Raw genomic sequence first — 19,674 nt, forward strand, 5'->3', positions numbered from 1 at the left:
TCGGGCGCGCGTCTCCGTAGGCAGCCCGGCAGCGTAGCGCCACGAGGAGTCGCCCGAGGTGAAGCCTTCCTCCGCGTGGTTGGCACAGGGGTCCGGGCCCGCCGTCGGGGCTCCGCCGTCATCCCCTCGCGTCCGGTCACATGCCACGCGTCGTCGGGGAAGGCGGCGGATGCGGTCACCGTGCCAGTGGCCGGCTCACGGGTTCGACGGGCGGCCTGACTGAGCCGGCCGGCCCGGGCTGAGTCGGAACGAGTGCGGATTCTCCCCGGGTCGGAGCCTTCCTCTTCCCGCCGGCGATGGCGACAGCGACCGGGTGTTCATCCAACAGGAGGGACAGCGCAGGCCATGGCCGGAAGAGGTCGAGGTTCTACCAGTGGGGTCGCCGGACGCGGCCCGTGAACCTGGCGGCCGAGATCCAGCACCGGCTCCTTCCCGCCTCGCTGGCATGTGAGGCGGCCCCGTTCACGGTCGCCGGAGCATTGGAACCGGCGACGCACGTCGGCGGCGGCACCTTCGACTACGTCGTCGACCGCGACACCATGCAGCTCTCCGTCACCGATGCCATGGGCCACGACGTAGAAGCCGCGCTCCTCGCCACCCTGGCCGTGGGCGCTCTCCGGAGGGCCAGACGTGCCGGCGCCGAGCTCGAAGAGCAGGCTCTCGCGGCCAACCAGGCACTCATCGACAACGGCCGACGGGGCTTCGTCACCGGACGGCTGCTGCACGTCAGCCTGCTTGACGGCACTACTCAGTTCGTCAATGCGGGTCACCCCTGGCCGCTGCGCCTGAGACACGGAACGGTCGAGGAGATCGTTCCAGCAGTGGATCTACCGTTCGGGGTCGATCCCCATGCCGCCTACTGGGTGCAGCGGCTGGACTTGCCATCGGGTGACCGGCTGGTGATGCTCACCGATGGCATGCTGGAGCGCCGCGCTGTTGAGGTCGACCTGCCCTCGCTGATCGTGGACACATGCGATCTCCACCCCCGCGAGGCCTCCCGGGCCCTGGTCGCAGCGGTGCTGCACGCCCATGGTGGCCACCTCCAGGACGACGCCACGGTCATGTGCTTGGACTGGCACGGCACCCATCAGGCCACGCGCAGCGCTGACGCCGGGGCGGATCTCACAGAAGCATCAGCGCCTGAATAGCACTCCGTCCACAACCCGGCTTGCAGCCACGGCCCGACGAGGACGACCGAAGCGGGGTGGTTGCGCGAACGCCGCCCGCTGAGCGCGCGGCACGCCGATGCCTGCGGGCACCCTCGCCTCAGGCCGAGGGCGGCGATGCGGATGATTCGGCGGCGCGGCGGTATTCGGCGTTGATGCGCTGGGCTTCCTCAAGCTGGTCTTCGAGGATGATGATGCGGCAGGCGGCCTCGATGGGGGTGCCCTGGTCGACGAGTTCGCGAGCGCGGGCGGCGATGCGCAGCTGGTAGCGGGAGTAACGGCGGTGGCCGCCCTCGGAGCGGAGCGGAGTGATCAGGCGGGCTTCGCCGATGGCGCGGAGGAAGCCCTGGGTGGTGCCGAGCATGGCGGCGGCCCGGCCCATGGTGTAGGCGGGGTAATCGTCGTCGTCGAGACGGCCGAACGAGTCGTCTGCTGTCATTGAACCTCTCTCATGGAACGCGTGGAGGGGCCCTGGTGCCGTACGGCACCAGGGCCCCGAAGGAACTACTACACCATCTGTCGGCCCTAGTCCTGCGCCGGCCTACTGTTTCCGCCGACCCGTCCGAACGAGGACAGGCTGTGCGGGGATCGCGGTTGCTTGACCGGAGACCACCTCACTATCGATGTCCTGCGGTACCCGGGCTCAGACTTCCGCCCGGGCGATCCTGATGGCGCTCGGCTCCTCCGTTCTTCCCTCGGTGATCAACTGTTTACTGCTTGCACTGCTGATACTGCGGTACTGCTGGTGGCCTGACCCAGCGCCACTCTTCGGCAGCCAGCCCCGTTGCCCATCGTGCGTCTGCTCTGGCTTAGAACCCCACTGCCGAACTTCCCGGTGCGCGCGTCCGCAGTCGACGCCTTCACCGAGGTGCTGCTCACTTACTTCACTGCCGGGTACTGCGAACTGCACTTACTTCGGGTACTGCCACTGCGTTAACTGCGGTACTTCTCTCGGCGGCCCCTGATCACTGCGGGCCCCCCGGTCCGGTCGTCAGTCCCGTCGCCGTCCTGAAACAACCCTGGCTTCGGAACTCCACCACCGCACCGTCATGCGCACTGCAACTGCGGGTACTGCTGCCCGGCAGTTCGTCTCTGCCGGGCCTTGCTGTCTCTCTGGGCTACGAGAGAAACCATAGCCAGGCCACCGCCCAATGTCTACTCCAGCCGTCATAGATTTTTGTATGGCGGGCGAGGAGCTAATCGAACTCAAACGCACGGCCGATGCCGGGGCTGCAGATGCGCAGCACAAGGAGCGGCTGGGGGCGGCAGTGCTGCCCTGGGCGCAGGGCGAAGGTCGTGAGGGGCCCTCTACGCCGGCTTCCGGCGCGGCCCTGCGGCCGGTCGCCGCCGTATGCGGGCTGCCAGAACGGCAGGTGCCAGGGCCGCAGGGGCCCGGCCTGGGGGCGCTCGGGGCAATCCCTGGGACGGCTGTCCACCCCGCACCGGTGTCCTAGAGGATGGAAGAATCGTTTTGACGAACGTGACGGATGATCATGGGGCGAACTCCAGCCGCGGCCCACAGACCGACGGCGGCAGCCGCAGAGCGGTTGGCTGTCTTCCGGAACACGCGCGCCGAAGGCCTTCCCGTAGCCCGGCACACGCCCGTGACCAGATCCCCGGAGAAGCCGCGAACCAGGGCGCACCCCTGTACATGCAGCTCGCCAAGGAACGGGCTGTCCGCGGCGCCACCGTCCCCCGCCGCTCCGACCCGCTGTGGCAGCATCTGGCCTCTCCCCAACACCTCAGGTGCAAGACGGAAAGCATCTGGCGCCAGCTCCACCCGGCGGGGGAGCCCCGCTCTGTGGAAGGCACAGCCGAGTCCGTTCATCCGGAGGCACTCACGTGATCCACGCTTCTCTGGTGTGCCGGGGCTGCTCCGGCACCCTCTACGCCGTCTCCACCATCTGCGCCCCGGCCGCACGCTTGCCCACCTGGGAAGTCGACCACGACCACACCCCGACCTCATGTCCCCTGCGCCCTCTCCTGCCGCTACAAGGGGTGGCCGCTCACGTCTACGAGCTCCCCGAGGCCACCCGCGTCCTGTCCGAGCCGGCCTGACACGATCCCGGCTCGTCACCACCGCGCTCCGGCACGCTGGCACGGTCACCTCCATGAGCTCCGCGCGAACCGCCTCGACGTCCAGGTCATCGTCGAAGACCCCCGTCGCTTCGGGTCGGGCCGTGGTGCCCCGTCTGTTTAGGAGGGAGCCCACCGGTCATACGGGGTTCTGTAAGAACCTTCCATCGAGCAGGGAGTGATCAGCTGTGTCTGGTGAGCAGAAGGCCGAGGCGAAGGGCGAGCAGGCCAAGGGCAAGCTCAAGGAGACCGCTGGCCGCCTGACGGGAAACGAGCGGCTGACCGCCGAGGGTCGCGCGGAGCAGGCCAAGGGCGATGCCCGCGAGGCCAAGGAGAAGGTCAAGGACACCTTCAACCACTGACCCCTCGCGTGCATGGGGCCGGGACCGCAGTAGCGGTCCCGGCCCCATGCGTGTCCGCGTGCAGCCGGCTCCGGTCAGGCGGCGGCGCGCTCAGGCCGGCGCAGTTGCGCCTGTCCGAAGAGGAGCGCGTAGTCGTCGGGAAGTCGCTGGAGGATGCGGGCGAGGAGGTCGGGTCCGGCGAGCGCGGTGACGGTGGCGAGTACGGCGCCGGTATCCCAGCGGGCGACAGCGGGGCTCACGCCGGTCCGTGCGGCCAGGTCCTTGACGAAGCCCCAGCCGGTGAGCTGCTCGGTATCGGGGATCTGGGCGGTCAGGACGAGGGCGGCTTCGACGGGCAGGCACTGCGCGAGGTCGACGCGCTCGTCACCCGTGACCTGCCGGCCGAGCCCGGCAAGAACGGTACGGACGGCGTCTTCCGCACGTTCGCGAGTGGGGTAGGCGCCCTCGTAGCGGACGCGTTCCAGCATCTGGTCGAACGTCATGGCGGGGGTGGGCCGGTCCGGTCGAGGCTGGTCGTACATGGTGCTGCGATTGCCTTTCTCTTCGAAGGTTTACGTTCCGGCCGTCGGCGCCGGTCAGGTGGGCTGGGGGTGGCCGAAGAGGAGGTCGTATCCGGGCGGGAGCTGGAGCAGGACCTCGCGCATGAGGACGTCTCCCGCCGCGGCGGCCACGGTGGACAGGACCGCGCCGATGTCCCACAGTGCTGTGTTCTCGGTGGCGCCTTCGATCCAGGCCGCGGTCGCGCGGACGAAGCGTTCGGGCGATAGCGGTTCGGCGGCCTGCAGGGGATTCAGGAGGATCAAGGCGTACGTCTCGGGGAGCCGGGCGGCGAGCTCGGCTCGCACGGTGCCGACCAGGTGCGCGCCCAGCAGGGCCAGGACGACGCGGGCCGCCCGTTCGGCTTCCGGCAGGGTCGTGTACTCGCCGCGTTCCTGGACGTGGGCCAGGAACGCCTCCCTGCGTATCGACATCACGTCACCTCCGGGGAGGGGTGAAGGGGCCGAGGGGTGCGGGGGACGGGGTGCCGGAGGGGGATCGGTTCCCCGTCCTCCGCCGCTGCGGGGCTGGTCAGCCGGAGATCTGCTTGCGGCCGGACTCGCCGCCGATGCTGATCTTGCGGGGCTTGGCGCGCTCGGCGATCGGGATCCGCAGGGTCAGGACACCCGCGTCGTAGTCCGCTTCGATGTGCTCGGTGTCGAGGGTGTCGGCCAGCATGATCTGGCGGGAGAAGACACCGAGGGGCCGCTCGGAGAGCTCCATCTGCACGCCGTCGGACTTCCCGGTGGGCCTACGCTCGGCCTTCACCGTCAGCATGTTCCGCTCGACGTCGATGTCGATCGCCTCGGTGCTCACCCCGGGGAGGTCGAAGGCGATCACGTACGCGTCGCCCTGGCGGTAGGCGTCCATCGGCATGACCGACGGCTTCGACCACGTGCCCGATGTGCCGGACAGCTGCTGGACGATCCGGTCCATCTCGCGGAACGGGTCAGTGCGCATCAACATCGCGAAACACCTCCAGTTGGTTCAGGCAGGAACTGCCAATGCGCTTCAACGTGCTTCCGTTGTAGCATGTCATCGAAACGATGACAAACAATGGGTCATCTGGAGGATGACAAGCAGCGGAGAGTGTCATGAACGAAGCCAGCCAGCCGGCCGCGCCGGTCCCTTTCCCCGCTGCGGCGACGGCCTTGCGGGCCATCGACCAGGCCGTGAGGCACGCACAGCGTTGCTCTGCCGGAACGCCCCCGACCGAGCCGACAGGCGCGGGCCCGCACCCGGCGCTGGCCGCGCTGCTGATGCTGCGCGCGGTCCGTGAACAGCTCGCCAGCTGGGAGAGCGGCCTGATCGAAACAGCCCGGGGCCAGGGCGCGAGCTGGGCCGACCTCGCCGGACCCCTCGGGGTCGCGAGCCGGCAGGCCGCCGAACGCCGCTATCTGCGCCTGCGCCCCGGCACGGCCGGAAGCACCGGCGAGGAACGCGTCCAGGCCACCCGCGACACACGTGCCTCAGACCGTGCCGTCAAGGCCTGGGCCCGTGACAACGCGGCCGACCTGCGCCGGCTCGCAGGCCAGATCACCGCCCTCACCGGCCTTCCCGACGCCGCCGCGGCAGCCGTCGGCGAACTGAACCGGGCCCTGGCCGACAACGACGCAGCCCGCCTCATCCGGCCCCTGACCGACACCCGGCCTCACCTGCGCCCCGAGGACTCGGCTCTCGTCGATCACCTCGACGCCATGACCCGACACACCGACCACCTCCGCCAGGACAGCCGCGACCGGCGCAGCACCTGACCGCGCATACGAACCGCACCCCGGACCCGGACAAGATCAGGGCCGCGCAGCAGCAGCTGCGCGGCCCTGATTCGGCACGCCTCGGATCCTGCCGACATCGCAGGGGTCCGTTGTTCGGGTCGAGCGGTACGAGCTCCAGGGGGCAGCCTTACGTGCCGGTCTCGGTGCCCGCGGGTGGTGAAGGTCAGGCCGGGGTGATGTTCTCGGCCTGGGGGCCCTTCTGGCCCTGGGTAACGTCGAAGGTCACGACCTGGCCCTCCTGGAGCTCACGGAAGCCCGAGGAGTTGATGGCGGAGTAGTGGGCGAAGACGTCCGGGCCGCCGCCGTCCTGGGCGATGAAGCCGAAGCCCTTCTCCGCGTTGAACCACTTCACAGTTCCCGTAGCCATGTCTCTTGCCTTCCAGTCGATGAACGCCTCCCGCTCCATGCGGGAGGCGGAGGTGATCGCCCTGGTTCCTGCGGCACAGCACAGCAAAACGCCCACGCCGAACGCGTGGGCAAAGGGGAACTTCCGAACCACGACAGCTGACGCAGACGCTACACGCCCACGACGGGCTGTCACCAGAGGGCGCGAGCACGCGTCACGACCCCGACGTGCACGGGCGGTCGTGCCCGCCGAGACCGGCGGGCACGCCTGCCTCAGGCCACAGTCAGTGGACTGATCTCGACCGCTGCGCGGCGGTACTCGGTGTTGACGCGCTGCGCTTCCTCGAGCTGGTCTTCGAGGATGACGATCCGGCAGGCCGCCTCCACGGGGGTGCCGTGGTCGACGAGTTCGCGAGCGCGGGCGGCGATGCGCAGCTGGTGGCGGGAGTAGCGGCGGTGGCCGCCGGCGGAGCGGAGTGGGGTGATGAGGCGGGCTTCGCCGATGGCGCGGAGGAAGCCCTGGGTGGTGCCGAGCATGGCGGCGGCCCGGCCCATGGTGTAGGCGGGGTAATCGTCGTCGTCGAGACGGCCGAACGAGTCGTCTGCTGTCATCGCACCTCACTGCGAAACAGGTAGAGGAAAAGGGGTCGGAATACGAGGAGGGGCCCTGGTGCGTACAGCACCAGGGCCCCGAAGGAACTGCTACACCATCTGCCGGCCCTAGTCCTGCGCCGGCCTGCTGTTTCCGCCGACCCGTCCGAACGAGGACAGGCTGTGCGGGAATCGCGGTTGCTTGACCGGAGACCACCTCACTATCGATGTCCTGCGGTACCCGGGCTCAGACTTCCGCCCGAGCGATCCTGATGGCGCCTCAACTCCTCCGTTCTTCCCTCGGTGATCAACTGCTTACCAGCGGGAGAGACTGCAACTGCGGGTTACTGCGTTTACTGCGGTACTGCTGGTGGCCTGACCCAGCGCCACTCTCCGGCAGCCAGCCCCGTTGCCCATCGTGCGTCTGCTCTGGCTTAGAACCCCACTGCCGAACTTCCCGGTGAGCGCGTCCGCAGCCGACGCCTTCACCGAGGTGCTGCTCACTTACTTCACTGCTGGGTACTGCGAACTGCACTTACTTCACTGCCGGGTACTGCGAACTGTACTTACTTCGGGTACTGCCACTGCGTTAACTGCGGTACTTCTCTCGGCGGCCCCTGATCACTGCGGGCCCCCCGGTCCGGTCGTCAGTCCCGTCGCCGTCCTGCAACAACCCTGGCTTCGGAACTCCACCACCGCACCGTCCTGCGAACTGCAACTGCGGGTACTGCTGCCCGGCAGTTCGTCTCTGCCGGGCCTTGCTGTCTCTCTGGGCTACGAGAGAAACCATAGCCAGGCCACCGCCCAATGTCTATTCCAGCCACCATAGATTTTCATGCTCGCCGAGGAGAGCTAGACCTTCACGGTCGCCCCAGGATGCGCAGAGCGGACTGCACAGCAGGTCTGGGGCTCGGGAGGGGTGCAGCCGAGCGCGTGGGGTCCCCCGCGTCTCGTCGATTGGCGTCGGCGTCGGCTGCCCTCCGATCCCTTCCTGGAGACCTGAGTCGGGTTGGCGGGCAGTGGGGTGGGGCACAGGGATCAGGTAGGCAGGGGCCGGACGTGGACGATCCAGAGACCAGGGTGACCTGATGAACACGATGGCCGAGAGCGTTGCAACCGTGCTTTCCATGGCGGCTGTTGCAGAGGCACGCGATGCCGCGCGAGCCGTGCTCGACGGTCTCCGTCAGCCGGCGATGGCCGCAGAAGCCGCGGACACCGTGGTCTTGGTCGTGTCCGAGCTCGTCACGAACGCCGTGCGCCACGGCGGGGGCACCTGCACCTTGGAACTGACGGCCCACGAGGAGAGCATCGAGGTGGCCGTTCACGACTCCAGCCCGCACGCGCCGCGTATGCGCACCCCTGACCTGCACGGCGGTACCGGTGGATTCGGCTGGCCCATGGTCAACCGTCTTGCCCGAGCGACCGCGGTCACCCGTCGGGCCTGCGGCGGGAAGACGGTCAGTGCTCTTCTCGACCGATAGTGCTACCGGTCGAGAGGACAGGACGGCCGGCGCATAAAATCGGCTCTCATGTCGAAGCCTGACGAGCTGCTCGTTGACGTTGCCACCCTGGTGGAGTCCGGGCAGAGCAATCAGATGTCCCTGACCGTGGTCACCGGTGGCACTGTCATCACCGGTCGGCTGGCTCCCGAAGCCGTGTGGAGGCAGCGGGTGTCGGAGGTCCTGACGGACTCCGCCCGCTTGGGCGAGTTCGCCGCCATCTTCACCGCAACGCCACCCCGGGAGGGGCCGCCCACCCATCTGCACTTCCATGTGGCCCGCATCCTTCAGGGCACGGTGGGGATCCCGGAGACGGGTGGGATGTACCGCGTCTCGATCGCGGACGTCAGCGCCTGGACCGTCGGCGACTTCAGCTACTCCGACCACTGACCCGGCGTCGCGTAAGAAACCCCTGGGTACGCGGGAGGGCCCGACCGGCGTGTGCCGGTCGGGCCCTCCTCGCTGTTCGGGTGTCGGCTTGCTCCGGCCCTGTACGTCAGGCGGTCACCGGGATGCCGAGCATCGCGGAAGCCTGCTGGAGCGGGCTGAGGACGCGCGTGGGCACGGCGGCCCGGGGGAGGCCGCGGCAGGTGAACCCGATCTGGTTCATGGCCCGGAGGACTTCGCCGGCGCTGAAGTCACGGCGGTCCTGACGGGTGATGACCTGGCCGACCTGCTTGACGGGGTAGGTGCGGCGGCCGACGATCACGGACTCGCCGATGACCTGCTCGGGCTTGACGCCCTTCATCGACTCCAGGACACCGCTTTTGGTCAGGTCGAACGGAAAACGGGCGATGACGCAGCGCATGGTGCCTCACAGGAAGTAGAAGGGGACGGTCGTGCTGCCGTGAGGCGGTTCAGCGGGCAAGGGCGAGGACGCCCAGAGCGCTGCCCTGCCCGTCGACGAAGGGCAGGGCAGCGAGCCGGCGGTAGCGCATCGCGTGCTCGGCTTCGGCCATCGCGGTCACGGGCGAGGTGACCGGCGCGCGGTCGCCGAGGACGTCGCGGAGACGGACCTGGTCCGTGTACGTGGCGCTGTTGTCCCGGATGGCGGCGAGCTGGGCGTGAGTGACCAGCCCGGTGCACAGGACGTCCTCGTCGCAGACGAGCAGATGACCCGCGCGGGCGCTGGCCAAGACGGCCAGGGCCACCTCGACCGTCATGTCGTCACAGACCTGTGGACCGGCCGCCTCCATCGCGTCGTCCACCGTCCGGTGCACCAGGTGGGCGTTCGTCGAGCGGGGCTGCATCTGGACCAGCGTCAAAACGTGCCTCCTGCAGAGATGGGGAGGGTCGGGCAGGTCTAGACAATGACGAAGGACCAGGTCGCTGACCTGGGCCTTCTCTCAAGAGCGGATGATGGGAATCGAACCCGCGCCACAAGCTTGGGAATCACCGATCTTCCTCGCCCCATCTGGCACGCGTCTGGCACGCACGATGTGGACCACAGGGGGTGTTTCAGCGGTTGGTCCCTTCGGAGATCTGCCGGGCCAGCTCGTCGACCACCTGCGGCACCATTGGGCGAGCCCCTTCCTCCTCCAGAGCAAGGACCAGGGCCTCTCGGACCGTTGCGTACGGCTGACCGGCGTGCGTCGCCGACGTACGGTCGATGCCTCGTTCCATCCTCTCTAGGAATGCTGACACCGCCGGCATGGCCTTGTCGTACTCGCTCGCCTCCGCAGTCATGGCCAGAGCCGATCACATGGGCAGGCCCCCGTCGACCACGCGAGAGCTAGACCTGCCAGCCTTGGCCGCACGCGCTTTCCCACTGTGTTGGTGGGATGTTGGGCTGCGTGCGGGGGCGTTCACCTGCGTTCATGTACGGCCCGTCATGGGAGCGGCTGCCCTCCTCGGTCTCGCCTGAACGGCCGTGAACGGCGCTGAATGAGACGGAAACTGAGACGGACGGCGGGGCCGGGTTCGCCAGCATCCTCGCTGTTGACCGTCGTCGCGCAAACAGCCGACCAGCGGGACCCCTGCAGCGCCCTCCAGTTGCGACATATGGGTGACCGACGTTGACTGGAATTACCTTGATGACTAGCGAGAGTCGGATGTGATTTTCTTCGCCCACTCTTCAGCGCGTCGTCATCAACTCTCCCGTGCTGCGCTAGTCGTGCCTGCCACCAAGTGACAAGACCAGCTGGACGTGTCGTGCGAACACGGAATGCTCATGGTGGTACCCGCCATCGGAGGCTCGCAATGACACTCGTCGGTTCTGCCCGCAGCCCAATATCCCGGACCATGGCCCTGCTCATCACGGCCGCTTTGACGCTCTCCCTCGCGGTCACGTTCACGCTCACCTCAGCGAAACAGGCAGCCGCCTGCCTAAGCGCAAGTAAGCTTCCAGGCAAGTGGTATTCAAGCAATGACAGGCTGAGCCGCATCGACGTATGGGTTTCAGACAGCTGCGGCCTTTACATGAGGGCCTATTCCACGTGCGACTACGACGCGACGAAGGACTGTCCCTGGGACGGTGGCCGGTCGAAGAAACTGTCCCCCAGCAGGTACGTCGCGGACGCCCAGTACGCCAAGTACACATGGAACAACGCGAGCGAGCAGCTGCGCCTGGCCCGGGATTCGGCCCACTTGTCGGTTCAGGACATCATCAAATGGAACTCCGGCAAGGAAGAAAACTTCACCGTACGTATGAACAAGTGATCGCCGAAAGTGAGTCCGTGGAAGCAACCGACCTGCGAAGGGCCGGGGTATCTCAGGGTTTTGGGGAGCAGGGCTGATGCGTTCTCAGGTGGGGAGATGAGGGTTCCGCTCCGGTGTGGTGCGCTGTGGTCGATGTGCCCGACTGAAAATGACCAACGCGACTCCTGATGATCACGGTACCCGAAGCCGAAAGAGCATGGACAGGGGCCGCGTTCGCATGCCATTTTCCCTGATCGACGCCCTCTACCGCGAGGGCGTCGACCCACTGCCCGGCTTGTGCGCCCCGGCCGACGTGCTGACCAGGTGCCCGACCCGCGCCGGACAGTCCTCGGAGAAGGCGGCGATGATCTACCAGCACTCGAACCTTGAGCGTCAGCGGGAGGTCGCCGAGGGGATTGATGCCCGGGTGCGTGCCATGAGAGGGGAAGGGCCAGCGATTTCGCATCTGGCACGGGAGGGGTAGAGAGGTCTAGGCAACACAAAAGCCCCGGGTCATTGACCTGGGGCTTTGTCGGAGCGGATGACGGGAATCGAACCCGCGCTATAAGCTTGGGAATCGCCCAGCACTTGAGCATCCAGATGCCCTCTGAACTGCGGGAACGTCCGTGGAGGGCCCTGTGCTCAGGGGTCGTGGCCAACCTCTGTTGACCGCTGCTTACCGCCCCTACTGGCACGTTGTGGCACGGTCCTACCGAGATGCCGAGCAGCACGTACAGGGCCACTCGGGTAGATTCCTACCTTTTCGTCTCGAAGCGACACTATGGTCCGGGAATCGGCTTCTCGATGATGAGGACGCACTGCCTATGCGACGCGTTTTGGCCCTCGCCACCACAGTCCTGCTCGTCTCGTCCCTGAGTGGGACCGTCCACGCGGAACCGTCACCCCCTGAGCCCCGTGCGGGCAAGTTCATCTGCCAAGTCAATGAGTACGCTCCGACGCTGGATGCCGAGGGGCGGATCTACGGTTATGCGGATCACACGTGCGACTCACGCCCTGACTGGGCCCCGAAGTGGCTGGAGGTCCGCCTCCTGAGCCGGGCTTGCGAGCGGTGTGCGGACCGTGAGGTGACCGTCTGGCGCCGAAACGACCGCAAGGAGGACAACTGGAGGGTCTCCCGTATCTGGTTCGCCACGCCCTGCAAGAAGAGTTCCGCTGCTCGGTGGTACGTGACGGAGGCGAGGGCCTACGTCCAGAACGGTGTCTTCCATGGGGGCGGCAAGTCATCTCCGGCGAAGCTGGGGTGCTCGAATTGACGACGCCCACGTCTGAGGGGCTGGGGTGGCTCCGGCCGCCGGCCGACGGGGCGGACGGCGCCGTCTGGTTGTTCGCCGAGCAGACGCCCTCAGGGACGGAACTCCTCGTCGGATCCGTAGTGACAGTCGATCCCGACCGGGCCCCGGAGCCCGTCTGCTTCGTACCCGGCCCGGACGCGGCCCCGATCGCGGCCGACGAACTGGCCCTCCTCGGCCCACCGCGGGCCCGTCTGTCCCAGTTCATCCTCCCGGACACCCCCGGAAGCGCCGCCCGCATCATGCTCCCCGACCGGGACGAGCAGTACGCACTCAACAGGCTAGCCGAACCCGACACCGAACCGGGCGCCTGCCTGCGCCTCCTGCTCCTGGGGGCTGTCGTGCACGAGGACGCCGAGTGGACCGTTCGGCACAGCGGGGTCGTGTCCTCCCCCGGAGGCTGCCACGTCGCCGCCCACGCCACGCGCCGCCCGGGCGCACCCGACTTCCCCGATCCCTGGCCGCAGCAGCCCTTGAGACTTCTCTTCGAGCACGCTCTCGACACGGACAACCCCGAGGAAATCTCCGGCGGAGGAAGCGGCACACCCCCGCACTTCGATGAATACCGTGTCGTTACCGCCACCGCGGACCGCCGACCGACCGCCGTTGTACTCGTCCTGGACGATCCGACCCGTGAAGGTCCCCCGATCCGGCTGAGGCTCCCGCTCCCCACAAGCTGAGCATGCGCGCTCTTCGCCGTCATGCAGGCCGGAGGGGGCTGCCGGCGACCGTGCTCGGGCCGGCGGGGTGGGCGGTGGCTCCGAACCATGCGTACAGGGCGCCCAGTTGGCCAGGACTTCGGGCATGTGCAGGAGCGGGGTCATGAGCAAGCCCAGCGAGGGCATAAAGGTCTGTACACGACAAAGCCCCAGGTCGCTGACCTGGAGCTTTGCTGTGGAGCGGATGACGGGAATCGAACCCGCGCTATAAGCTTGGGAATCACCCGGTACTTGGACGTGCGCACGAGCTATGACCTGCGGAAACGTCCGCCGACGGCTCCGCTCTGGCTGCCTCCTCGGAACCCCCTGTTGCTCGCTGTTTACCGCCTCTGCTGGCACGTTGTGGCACGGCCTCCCATGCACGCATGGGAGGCCGGAGGATCGCGGTTGGCCGACGTCCTGACCGTCGCCGGACCCGGCCACGCAGGGCCGAGTCGGGAGCTGGCTTCGCGTGGACCGGAGGGCTGACGTACCTGAGGGCGCGTGGACGCGAAGCCCACAAGGGGTTTGGCCGCGGTGGACGCGAGCCGTACGGCGGCCCGAAGGGCCTGGACGTGATCTGCATCTTTATGCATTCACCCCCTGCATGAAGTTGCACCCGAACCCCACGCCGTAGCCCTTCCGGTGCTGGCATATTTCATCTCGCCGAACAGTTGGCTGTCACATCGGGGGAACGATGAATAGCTGGGTAATCAGAACGAGGCGTGGCGACAAGACCGGTCGGGGGACCGGAGTCGCCCTCCTGGGCGCCGCGATGCTGTCCTTTTGCCTAGTCAGCGGAGCCGGGGTGGCTCAGGCCGACACCCGTCCAACCGCTGCCTCCATCAGCGACGTGTCCGGTATGGCGCACCTGGACCTCCCGCGGTGGTCGGTCCTGAAGACGCACGCCTGGGACTGACCAGGAAATACCTCGTACACCCGGCATCCGCCCCACGCAATTTCTTTTACGCGTCCGGAATTGACCAGCCGACGCGATGGGCGTGCGCGGAGCCGTGAATTACCCAGTGGTTTCCGGAAAGGTTCACCAAATGTTGGACGTGAGCGGCATCAGGCACCTCAGTGGTATGGAGGACGTGCCCGAGGAACTCCCCGAGGGGCTGCGTCGGCTCGACACGCTGGTGTCGCACGGCGGTGGGCTGATCGGGCGGGTGACCCGTATATCTTCCGAGTCCTCCGGCCTGGCCGTGTACTCCTCGACCATGGGGGAGCTGGAGCACGTCCAGCCCAACGTCCGGTCGACCAGCAACCGTCCGTCGGGGGTCGAACTCGGCGGAGGAGGCGGCGGCACCGATCCCCAGCGTGCCAGGGCCATTTCCATCGCCGAGGCGCTGGAGCGGTACTCCAGCTGTGTCCTGCCGAAGGACCTGGTGTGGGCCACCGCCGAGGAACTGGGCGACCGGGCGGCCGACATCACCGGTTTCCCGCAGGTCAGCAGCGACGAGCTGGCACACCCCGGGTGTCCCCTTACGCTCCCGGACCCTGCGGAGCCGATCCGCTGGACCACCGCCTGGTCACTGACCGAGGGACGGCCGGTGATGGTCCCGGCGGTGTCTGTGTGGCTGCACATTCCGCCTCTCACTCCGGGTGAGCGGTTCACCATGCCCATCTCGACGGGCTGTGCGACGCACACCGACATCCACCGGGCCCTGCTGAACGGTATCTGTGAGGTCGTGGAGCGCGATTCGATCGCGCTGACCTGGCTCCAGCGCCTGCCGCTGCCCCGGATCGAGTTCGACACCGTGTCGGACGAGCTGGCCCGTTCGCTCCGCGAGGTGGAGCGCAAGGGGATCCGTACGACCTTCTACGACGCCACGTCCGAGCTCGGCATCCCGACGCTCTACAGCGTGGACGAGGACCCGCGGAGCGAGCGGGTACGCCACGTGGTCATGTGTGCGACCGACCTCGACCCGGACCAGGCGGCCATCAAGATGCTCCGGGAGACGGCGTCGTCCCGGATCGCGCTCACGGCCGCCGAACCGCCGCCCGCCAGCCTGGACGACTTCCACAGCGTCTTCCACGGCGCGACGTACATGGGCGTGGCCGACCGCACAGAGGCGTACGACTTCCTGCGCGCCCCGGACAACGGCGTACGCCCGTTCTCCGCCCTGCCGCGGCCGTCCACCGGCGACGCCTGCGAGGACCTCCAGCTGATTCTGCGGCGGCTGAAGGAACGCGGGATGGACGTGTACGCCGTCGAGATGACCACCACCGAAGCCCGCGAGGTGGGATTCCGGGTGATCCGCGTGCTCATCCCCCAGCTGATGCCGCTCTCGTTCTCGCACCGTGCGCGCTACCTCGCCCACCCGCGCCTCTACGACGGGCCGCGCGCGATGGGCTACCCGGTGCACGCCGAGGCGGACCTCAACCCCTGGCCCCAGCCCTTCGCATAAGGGCGCAAGAGCACCGAACAACGTGCACGAGCGTAGGAGCGGTAGGAACAACGGATGTTCGATCTGCATGTGCTGGCGGTCGGTGACTTCGGCCGGGCGGTGGCCGACCGGCTGAAGAACCGGCCGTCGACGGTGGTCTCGCCCGAGGCCGACCTCTTCCAGCCGGGCCTCTGGCCCCGGGCGCGGCTGCGCGTGGTCGCCGCCTGGCGGGAGACCCCCGCCCTGTTCGACCTGGTGGACAGCCTGTCCTTCGCCACCAGGACACCCTGGCTACCGGTCACGATGGGAGTCGACGCGCTGCGCGTCGGCCCGGCCGTCCTGGGCCGGCAGGGACCCTGCTACCAGTGCTTCCTGGGCCGCCAGTACCAGCACCAGCACCTGCGTGAGCTGGACAGCCGCCTGTTCCGGGCGTACGAGGCCGATCCGAAGCTCGGGCCGGGCGGATTCCTGGAGGCCCACGTCGTCCTGGCCGAGACCGTGGCGGGCCTGGCCGCCGACGAGCTGCTCGACGGCGACGCCCAGGCGGAACGCGGCCGGGTGCGCTCCTTCGACCTGCTGTCCGCCGCGGTCACCGCCGTGTCGGTGGTGCCGGTGCACGGCTGCAAGCGCTGCGACCGGGAGGTGCCCGACGCCACCTGGCGCCGGCTGTCCGACGACCTGCGCGACATCGTCCCGGTGTCCGCGACCGCACCCGCGACCGAAATCGCCGCGGCACCCACCACGAGGAGGGGGTGAACCCATGACCACTCAGCTGTCCGCAGTCGACCTGGCCTACGCGACGCTCAACGATCCGCAGTTCCGCCTGCCCACCCGTCCGTCGCTGGTGCCCGGCGTCGTCCTGCACTGGTCGGAGGACGGCCTGCTCGTCGAGGGGACGGGCAACCGGCGCACCCTCAGCGGCCGTTCCGCCCGGCAGATCCTGCCCGACCTGGTGCCGCTGCTCGACGGCACCCGCACCTTCGAGGAGCTCGCCGACGCGCTCGGTCGGACCGCTCCGCAGATCCGCGCGGTCCTGCTGCTCCTCTACTCCTGCGGCCTCCTCCAGGAGGGCGTGCCGCGCGACACGGCGCCGCAGTCGGTCCTGCTGGCCCGGCTGCTCGACACCACCCGGGTCAACGCCAACGCCGACGAGGCGCAGGACCGCATGACGAGCACGCCGATCGCGCTCTGGGCCGCCGGCCGGTTCGGTGAGCTGCTCGCCGAACGGCTGGAGGCGCTGGGGATGCGCACCGTCCGCCTCGACTCCACCAGCCTCACTCCGGAGACCCCGGAGACCCCGGCTGGTGACGGTGAGCTTCCGTCGCTGGCCGTCCTCCAGGTCGACCGTGACAACCGGACCGCCGCCCGTGCGCTCTACCGCGCGCTGCGCCACCGCGGCGTGCCGGTGCTCCTCACCGGGCCGGACGGTGACGCGTTCTCCATCGGCCCGTACAGCGCGAGCGACCACGGTGCCTGCCCCGAGTGCCACCTGGAGCAGGCCCCGCCGACCTCGGCGGAGCTGCTCTCCCCGGACGCGGTCGCCGTGTCCGCCGCGCTCACCGCCCTGGAGGTACTGGCACTGGTCGGCCGGATCGGCAAGCCGGTCTCGCTCCACGGCCGCGCGCGCATCGACCCGCGCGCGGGGACGTCGGAGACCCGGATCCTCGCACCGCGACCCGGCTGCGACCTCTGCGGCGACCCTGCCGTCGACCTCCAGGACCCGGCGCCCGCGTACGCCTACGAGCAGTCGGTCGCCTTCCCGCCGCGTCGGCTGGTCAACCCCAGGGACCACCAGAGCCACTTCGAGCCCGCCAACCTCGCGCTCCAGTACGACGTGAAGGAGTACCCGGACGCGGAGGCCGTCGACCTGCCCGGGGCGGACCTCGCCCTGCTGGACACCGGCGGCGAGCAGGTGCTCACCCTTGAGGTGCTGGGCACGATGCTGGCCGGCGCCTTCGGGCTCAAGGAGCAGCCGCAGGACCGGCGGCAGAAGCTGCTGCGGTTCGCGCCGACCGGCGGGAACCTCGGCTCCCCTACGGCCTACGTCCTGGTGCGCGACGTCCCGGGGCTGCGGCCCGGCGGGTACGCGTACCAGCCGATCGGACACCGGCTGGCGCGGGTGGCCGACCTCCCGGACGCGTACGCGGACATGACCGAGCCGGCGCTCCTGGTGGTCACCGGGGCACTGGTACGGGTCGCCCGGAAGTACCGGACCTTCGCCTACCGGGTGATCCACCTCGACACCGGAGTCGCGCTGAGCCACCTGTTGCTGCTGAGCCGCCGCTTCGGCCTGGGGCTGGTCAACGAGCCCGCCTGGGACGACGCCGCGCTGATGACGGCCCTGGGCGTGGAGCGCGAGTTCGAGAGCGTGACCGCCGTCGTCCGGCTCGGAGCCGGCGCCGGTACGGACGCGAAGGAAGGGAACCAGTGAGCGATCTTCTGGAGATCCTGGCAGCGGTCCGCCAGGACGCCGAGATGCGGTCCGCGGCGGAGTTCCGGGAGTGCCGGACCCCGCCGCGGCCGGACGGCGCCGATGGAGTCCGGGCGGAGTTCGGCGCCCTCGCGGAGGGCGGGCTGCGGCCGGCTCTGGAGCGGCGCAGGGCGAATCGATTCTTCGCCGAGCGGACGGTGGACCCCGAACTGCTCGCCGCGATGATCCGGGCCGGTCACGCGGCCGACGCCGCCCTCTGGCCCGCCGAGCAGGCACGACCGCTGGAGTTCCTCGTGGTGGCGCGCGCCGTCACCGGGCTGGGCCCCGCCGTCCACCGGCTCGGCCCGGACGGGTTCGAACCGCTGACCGCCATCTCGGGTACGGACGAACTGAGCACGCTCGTACTCCAGCCGGAGTTCGCGCACGCGCCGGCCCTGCTGCTGGCGATCGGCTCCCTGGAGGACGCGCTGGAGGGCGGCGGCTCCCACGGCCACCGGCGTCTCCTGGAGCGCAGCGGAGCGGCCTGCGAGGCCGCCTGGCTGACGGCGGTGGACGCGGGCCTGGCCGGAAGCATCTTCGCCGGGTTCCTCCCGTCGGCGCTGAAGAGGCTCGTGGGCATCGATGGTTTTCGGCGGACGCAGTTGTTGGCCCTGGCCGTTGGCCACGCCATCGACGCGTCCGGCGAGTACGGCGGGGCCTCGGCCAACGGCTGAGCCCCCGCACCCCACCGGAAACAGAGAGGGGGTGACACACATGGACAACCTGACCGACCTCGACCTGATCATGGCCGCGGAGGGCCCGTCCGGCGCGTTCCTTGAGGACCTCCAGGACTCCGCCGCCGCGTACTCCACGATCGGTTCGGTCTCCACCGCGGGTACCGCGACCGGCTGCGCGAGCAGCTTCGGCTCCGCCGGCACCTTCGGCTAGCCGAACACCGGACCCGTGTCCGGTCGAACCGGGAGAGGGGGTGTAACACCATGCGGCAGACCAGCGAGAACGCTCTGGAGATCGACCTGTTCGTGGCCGAGGAGGCCGCGGTCGAGGAGCTCTTCGAGAACGGGGCGGCCGGCTTCGGCACTGCGGGCACGCTCTCGTGCGCCGGCTCCGTGACCGGTTGTCTCGGCACCGCCTCCACTGCGTCCAGCACCAGCCCCTGGTAGGGACGCGGGACCCAGAACGCGACGACTGATCCGTGAAGGGAGGTGAACCACACATGCAGCACATCAACGAGAACGGCCTTGAGGTCGACCTGTTCGCAGCCGTCGAGGCCTCGGTCGAGGACCTCTCGGAGAGCGCCGCCGCGGGCTGGAGCAGCGCCGGCACCGTCTCTTCGGCCGGCACCGTGACCGGCACGTTCGGCTCGGCCGCCACGCTCTCCTCGTACAACAGCTGACGAGGCGGGGACATCTGACGGCCTGATACTCCGAGATGGCGAAAGGAGGTGAAACACATGGAGCACCTCAACGACAACGACCTGCAGCTCTTCCTGACCGACGAGCTGGTGGTCGAGGACCTTCCGCAGACGGCGGCCCTCGGTTCCCTGGGAAGCGCAGGCACCTTCGGCAGCACGGTCGGCGGTTGCGCGTCGTCCGTGAGCACCGGCAGCACCTTCACCTAAGCCGGCCCGAGCACCTGCATCGGACCGACAACCGAAGTGACAGAAGGAGGAACCACCATGGAGCACATCCAGCTGGGCGATGACCTGGACCTGGAGGCTTTCGTCGAGGAGCTCGACGACGCCGCCAACCCGGGTCTCTCCACCGCCGCCACCCTGGCGTGCGCCGGCTCGTTCGCCGGCAGCTGCGCGTCGAGCGGCAGCAGCTTCTCGACCGCCTCTTCCTGACAACCCCTCTGCCC

24 protein-coding genes and 1 pseudogene are annotated in these 19,674 nt (G+C 68.7%); 16 read left to right on the forward strand and 9 right to left on the reverse strand.

Translation table 11 applies throughout. The features are described from left to right. Positions 1-365: 365 nt before the first annotated feature. Positions 366-1,148: pseudogene (locus OHA65_RS20250) on the forward strand (PP2C family protein-serine/threonine phosphatase); the annotation flags it as partial. A 118-nt stretch (positions 1,149-1,266) separates the two neighbouring features. Here the strand turns inward: OHA65_RS20250 and OHA65_RS20255 are convergent. Continuing rightward, on the reverse strand, positions 1,267-1,605 hold the full coding sequence (locus OHA65_RS20255) for a MerR family transcriptional regulator (RefSeq protein ID WP_327284505.1): 339 nt from the start codon (positions 1,603-1,605) through the stop codon (positions 1,267-1,269). Positions 1,606-3,430: 1,825 nt separating this feature from the next. Here OHA65_RS20255 and OHA65_RS20260 point away from each other — a divergent pair. Beyond that, positions 3,431-3,604 (forward strand): CsbD family protein, encoded by a 174-nt coding sequence (locus OHA65_RS20260; protein ID WP_371644261.1) that lies wholly within the window; start codon positions 3,431-3,433, stop codon positions 3,602-3,604. A 74-nt stretch (positions 3,605-3,678) separates the two neighbouring features. On the opposite strand, the gene OHA65_RS20265 is transcribed toward OHA65_RS20260, so the two are convergent. The 3 genes from OHA65_RS20265 to OHA65_RS20275 all read right to left on the reverse strand — a co-directional run bounded on the left by OHA65_RS20265 (position 3,679) and on the right by OHA65_RS20275 (position 5,107). Further along, positions 3,679-4,125 carry a DUF2267 domain-containing protein gene (locus tag OHA65_RS20265; protein ID WP_327284507.1) on the reverse strand — a complete coding sequence of 149 codons (447 nt, stop codon included), beginning with the start codon at positions 4,123-4,125 and terminating at the stop codon, positions 3,679-3,681. Between the two features lie 54 nt (positions 4,126-4,179). Then, positions 4,180-4,575, reverse strand: a complete 396-nt coding sequence (locus tag OHA65_RS20270) for a DUF2267 domain-containing protein (RefSeq protein WP_328763273.1) — start codon at positions 4,573-4,575, stop codon at positions 4,180-4,182. A gap of 97 nt (positions 4,576-4,672) precedes the next feature. Continuing rightward, a complete protein-coding gene (locus OHA65_RS20275) occupies positions 4,673-5,107 on the reverse strand; it encodes an Hsp20/alpha crystallin family protein (RefSeq protein ID WP_329314117.1) in 435 nt (144 codons plus the stop codon). Between the two features lie 128 nt (positions 5,108-5,235). Between OHA65_RS20275 and OHA65_RS20280 the strand changes: the two genes are divergently transcribed. Continuing rightward, complete coding sequence (locus tag OHA65_RS20280; protein WP_371644263.1) at positions 5,236-5,895, forward strand: HSP18 transcriptional regulator; 660 nt, start codon at positions 5,236-5,238, stop codon at positions 5,893-5,895. A 184-nt stretch (positions 5,896-6,079) separates the two neighbouring features. Here the strand turns inward: OHA65_RS20280 and OHA65_RS20285 are convergent, their stop codons facing one another. Both OHA65_RS20285 and OHA65_RS20290 read right to left on the reverse strand, forming a co-directional pair. Further along, the gene (locus tag OHA65_RS20285; RefSeq protein WP_030303412.1) at positions 6,080-6,283 is read right to left on the reverse strand and encodes a cold-shock protein; all 204 of its coding nucleotides are present in this window, start codon (positions 6,281-6,283) and stop codon (positions 6,080-6,082) included. Positions 6,284-6,534: 251 nt separating this feature from the next. Then, positions 6,535-6,873: a MerR family transcriptional regulator gene (locus OHA65_RS20290; RefSeq protein WP_327284511.1), complete on the reverse strand. Its 339-nt coding sequence runs from the start codon at positions 6,871-6,873 to the stop codon at positions 6,535-6,537. Positions 6,874-7,940: 1,067 nt separating this feature from the next. Here OHA65_RS20290 and OHA65_RS20295 point away from each other — a divergent pair. Beyond that, positions 7,941-8,333, forward strand: coding sequence for an ATP-binding protein (locus OHA65_RS20295; RefSeq protein WP_405762230.1), 393 nt, complete (start codon positions 7,941-7,943; stop codon positions 8,331-8,333). Between the two features lie 48 nt (positions 8,334-8,381). Then, entirely contained in the window at positions 8,382-8,741 is a 360-nt protein-coding gene (locus OHA65_RS20300) for a hypothetical protein (RefSeq protein WP_327280981.1), read from the forward strand. Between the two features lie 106 nt (positions 8,742-8,847). Here the strand turns inward: OHA65_RS20300 and OHA65_RS20305 are convergent, their stop codons facing one another. The 3 genes from OHA65_RS20305 to OHA65_RS20315 all read right to left on the reverse strand — a co-directional run bounded on the left by OHA65_RS20305 (position 8,848) and on the right by OHA65_RS20315 (position 10,037). Further along, entirely contained in the window at positions 8,848-9,159 is a 312-nt protein-coding gene (locus OHA65_RS20305) for an SCO5918 family protein (RefSeq protein WP_405762232.1), read from the reverse strand. Between the two features lie 49 nt (positions 9,160-9,208). Continuing rightward, complete coding sequence (locus tag OHA65_RS20310; RefSeq protein WP_327284513.1) at positions 9,209-9,616, reverse strand: hypothetical protein; 408 nt, start codon at positions 9,614-9,616, stop codon at positions 9,209-9,211. A gap of 193 nt (positions 9,617-9,809) precedes the next feature. Next, on the reverse strand, positions 9,810-10,037 hold the full coding sequence (locus OHA65_RS20315) for a hypothetical protein (protein WP_327284514.1): 228 nt from the start codon (positions 10,035-10,037) through the stop codon (positions 9,810-9,812). Between the two features lie 555 nt (positions 10,038-10,592). On the opposite strand from OHA65_RS20315, the gene OHA65_RS20320 reads away from it, so the two are divergent. From OHA65_RS20320 to OHA65_RS20370, 11 genes are all read left to right on the forward strand, one after another. After that, positions 10,593-11,009 (forward strand): hypothetical protein, encoded by a 417-nt coding sequence (locus OHA65_RS20320; RefSeq protein WP_327284515.1) that lies wholly within the window; start codon positions 10,593-10,595, stop codon positions 11,007-11,009. Positions 11,010-12,258: 1,249 nt separating this feature from the next. Next, complete coding sequence (locus tag OHA65_RS20325) at positions 12,259-12,978, forward strand: hypothetical protein (protein WP_405762235.1); 720 nt, start codon at positions 12,259-12,261, stop codon at positions 12,976-12,978. Positions 12,979-14,045: 1,067 nt separating this feature from the next. Next, positions 14,046-15,407 carry a YcaO-like family protein gene (locus tag OHA65_RS20330; protein WP_329314123.1) on the forward strand — a complete coding sequence of 454 codons (1,362 nt, stop codon included), beginning with the start codon at positions 14,046-14,048 and terminating at the stop codon, positions 15,405-15,407. A gap of 54 nt (positions 15,408-15,461) precedes the next feature. Next, complete coding sequence (locus OHA65_RS20335) at positions 15,462-16,142, forward strand: TOMM precursor leader peptide-binding protein (protein WP_329314125.1); 681 nt, start codon at positions 15,462-15,464, stop codon at positions 16,140-16,142. A 4-nt stretch (positions 16,143-16,146) separates the two neighbouring features. Further along, positions 16,147-17,817, forward strand: coding sequence for a nitroreductase family protein (locus OHA65_RS20340; protein WP_405762238.1), 1,671 nt, complete (start codon positions 16,147-16,149; stop codon positions 17,815-17,817). Then, the gene (locus OHA65_RS20345; RefSeq protein WP_405762240.1) at positions 17,814-18,530 is read left to right on the forward strand and encodes a nitroreductase family protein; all 717 of its coding nucleotides are present in this window, start codon (positions 17,814-17,816) and stop codon (positions 18,528-18,530) included. Before OHA65_RS20340 ends, OHA65_RS20345 begins: the two co-directional genes overlap by 4 nt. Positions 18,531-18,570: 40 nt before the next feature. Next, positions 18,571-18,744, forward strand: a complete 174-nt coding sequence (locus OHA65_RS20350) for a thiocillin family RiPP (RefSeq protein WP_405762242.1) — start codon at positions 18,571-18,573, stop codon at positions 18,742-18,744. A gap of 50 nt (positions 18,745-18,794) precedes the next feature. Then, positions 18,795-18,977: a thiocillin family RiPP gene (locus OHA65_RS20355; protein WP_329314133.1), complete on the forward strand. Its 183-nt coding sequence runs from the start codon at positions 18,795-18,797 to the stop codon at positions 18,975-18,977. A 53-nt stretch (positions 18,978-19,030) separates the two neighbouring features. After that, the gene (locus OHA65_RS20360) at positions 19,031-19,210 is read left to right on the forward strand and encodes a thiocillin family RiPP (RefSeq protein ID WP_405762244.1); all 180 of its coding nucleotides are present in this window, start codon (positions 19,031-19,033) and stop codon (positions 19,208-19,210) included. A 57-nt stretch (positions 19,211-19,267) separates the two neighbouring features. Continuing rightward, a complete protein-coding gene (locus tag OHA65_RS20365) occupies positions 19,268-19,435 on the forward strand; it encodes a thiocillin family RiPP (RefSeq protein ID WP_405762246.1) in 168 nt (55 codons plus the stop codon). 57 nt (positions 19,436-19,492) lie between these two features. Beyond that, the gene (locus OHA65_RS20370) at positions 19,493-19,660 is read left to right on the forward strand and encodes a hypothetical protein (protein WP_329314139.1); all 168 of its coding nucleotides are present in this window, start codon (positions 19,493-19,495) and stop codon (positions 19,658-19,660) included. The last annotated feature ends 14 nt before the right edge of the window (positions 19,661-19,674 follow it).

This window comes from Streptomyces sp. NBC_00045, from assembly GCF_045041095.1.
Classification (GTDB): Bacteria; Actinomycetota; Actinomycetes; order Streptomycetales; family Streptomycetaceae; genus Streptomyces.

Coding starts and splice junctions, on each gene's coding strand:
- OHA65_RS20255 (WP_327284505.1), bottom strand. CDS start 1,605: ATGACAGCAGACGACTCGTTCGGCCGTCTCGACGACGACGATTACCCC.
- OHA65_RS20265 (WP_327284507.1), bottom strand. CDS start 4,125: ATGTACGACCAGCCTCGACCGGACCGGCCCACCCCCGCCATGACGTTC.
- OHA65_RS20270 (WP_328763273.1), bottom strand. CDS start 4,575: ATGTCGATACGCAGGGAGGCGTTCCTGGCCCACGTCCAGGAACGCGGC.
- OHA65_RS20275 (WP_329314117.1), bottom strand. CDS start 5,107: ATGTTGATGCGCACTGACCCGTTCCGCGAGATGGACCGGATCGTCCAG.
- OHA65_RS20280 (WP_371644263.1), top strand. CDS start 5,236: ATGAACGAAGCCAGCCAGCCGGCCGCGCCGGTCCCTTTCCCCGCTGCG.
- OHA65_RS20285 (WP_030303412.1), bottom strand. CDS start 6,283: ATGGCTACGGGAACTGTGAAGTGGTTCAACGCGGAGAAGGGCTTCGGC.
- OHA65_RS20290 (WP_327284511.1), bottom strand. CDS start 6,873: ATGACAGCAGACGACTCGTTCGGCCGTCTCGACGACGACGATTACCCC.
- OHA65_RS20295 (WP_405762230.1), top strand. CDS start 7,941: ATGAACACGATGGCCGAGAGCGTTGCAACCGTGCTTTCCATGGCGGCT.
- OHA65_RS20300 (WP_327280981.1), top strand. CDS start 8,382: ATGTCGAAGCCTGACGAGCTGCTCGTTGACGTTGCCACCCTGGTGGAG.
- OHA65_RS20305 (WP_405762232.1), bottom strand. CDS start 9,159: ATGCGCTGCGTCATCGCCCGTTTTCCGTTCGACCTGACCAAAAGCGGT.
- OHA65_RS20315 (WP_327284514.1), bottom strand. CDS start 10,037: ATGACTGCGGAGGCGAGCGAGTACGACAAGGCCATGCCGGCGGTGTCA.
- OHA65_RS20320 (WP_327284515.1), top strand. CDS start 10,593: ATGGCCCTGCTCATCACGGCCGCTTTGACGCTCTCCCTCGCGGTCACG.
- OHA65_RS20330 (WP_329314123.1), top strand. CDS start 14,046: ATGTTGGACGTGAGCGGCATCAGGCACCTCAGTGGTATGGAGGACGTG.
- OHA65_RS20335 (WP_329314125.1), top strand. CDS start 15,462: ATGTTCGATCTGCATGTGCTGGCGGTCGGTGACTTCGGCCGGGCGGTG.
- OHA65_RS20340 (WP_405762238.1), top strand. CDS start 16,147: ATGACCACTCAGCTGTCCGCAGTCGACCTGGCCTACGCGACGCTCAAC.
- OHA65_RS20350 (WP_405762242.1), top strand. CDS start 18,571: ATGGACAACCTGACCGACCTCGACCTGATCATGGCCGCGGAGGGCCCG.
- OHA65_RS20355 (WP_329314133.1), top strand. CDS start 18,795: ATGCGGCAGACCAGCGAGAACGCTCTGGAGATCGACCTGTTCGTGGCC.
- OHA65_RS20360 (WP_405762244.1), top strand. CDS start 19,031: ATGCAGCACATCAACGAGAACGGCCTTGAGGTCGACCTGTTCGCAGCC.
- OHA65_RS20365 (WP_405762246.1), top strand. CDS start 19,268: ATGGAGCACCTCAACGACAACGACCTGCAGCTCTTCCTGACCGACGAG.
- OHA65_RS20370 (WP_329314139.1), top strand. CDS start 19,493: ATGGAGCACATCCAGCTGGGCGATGACCTGGACCTGGAGGCTTTCGTC.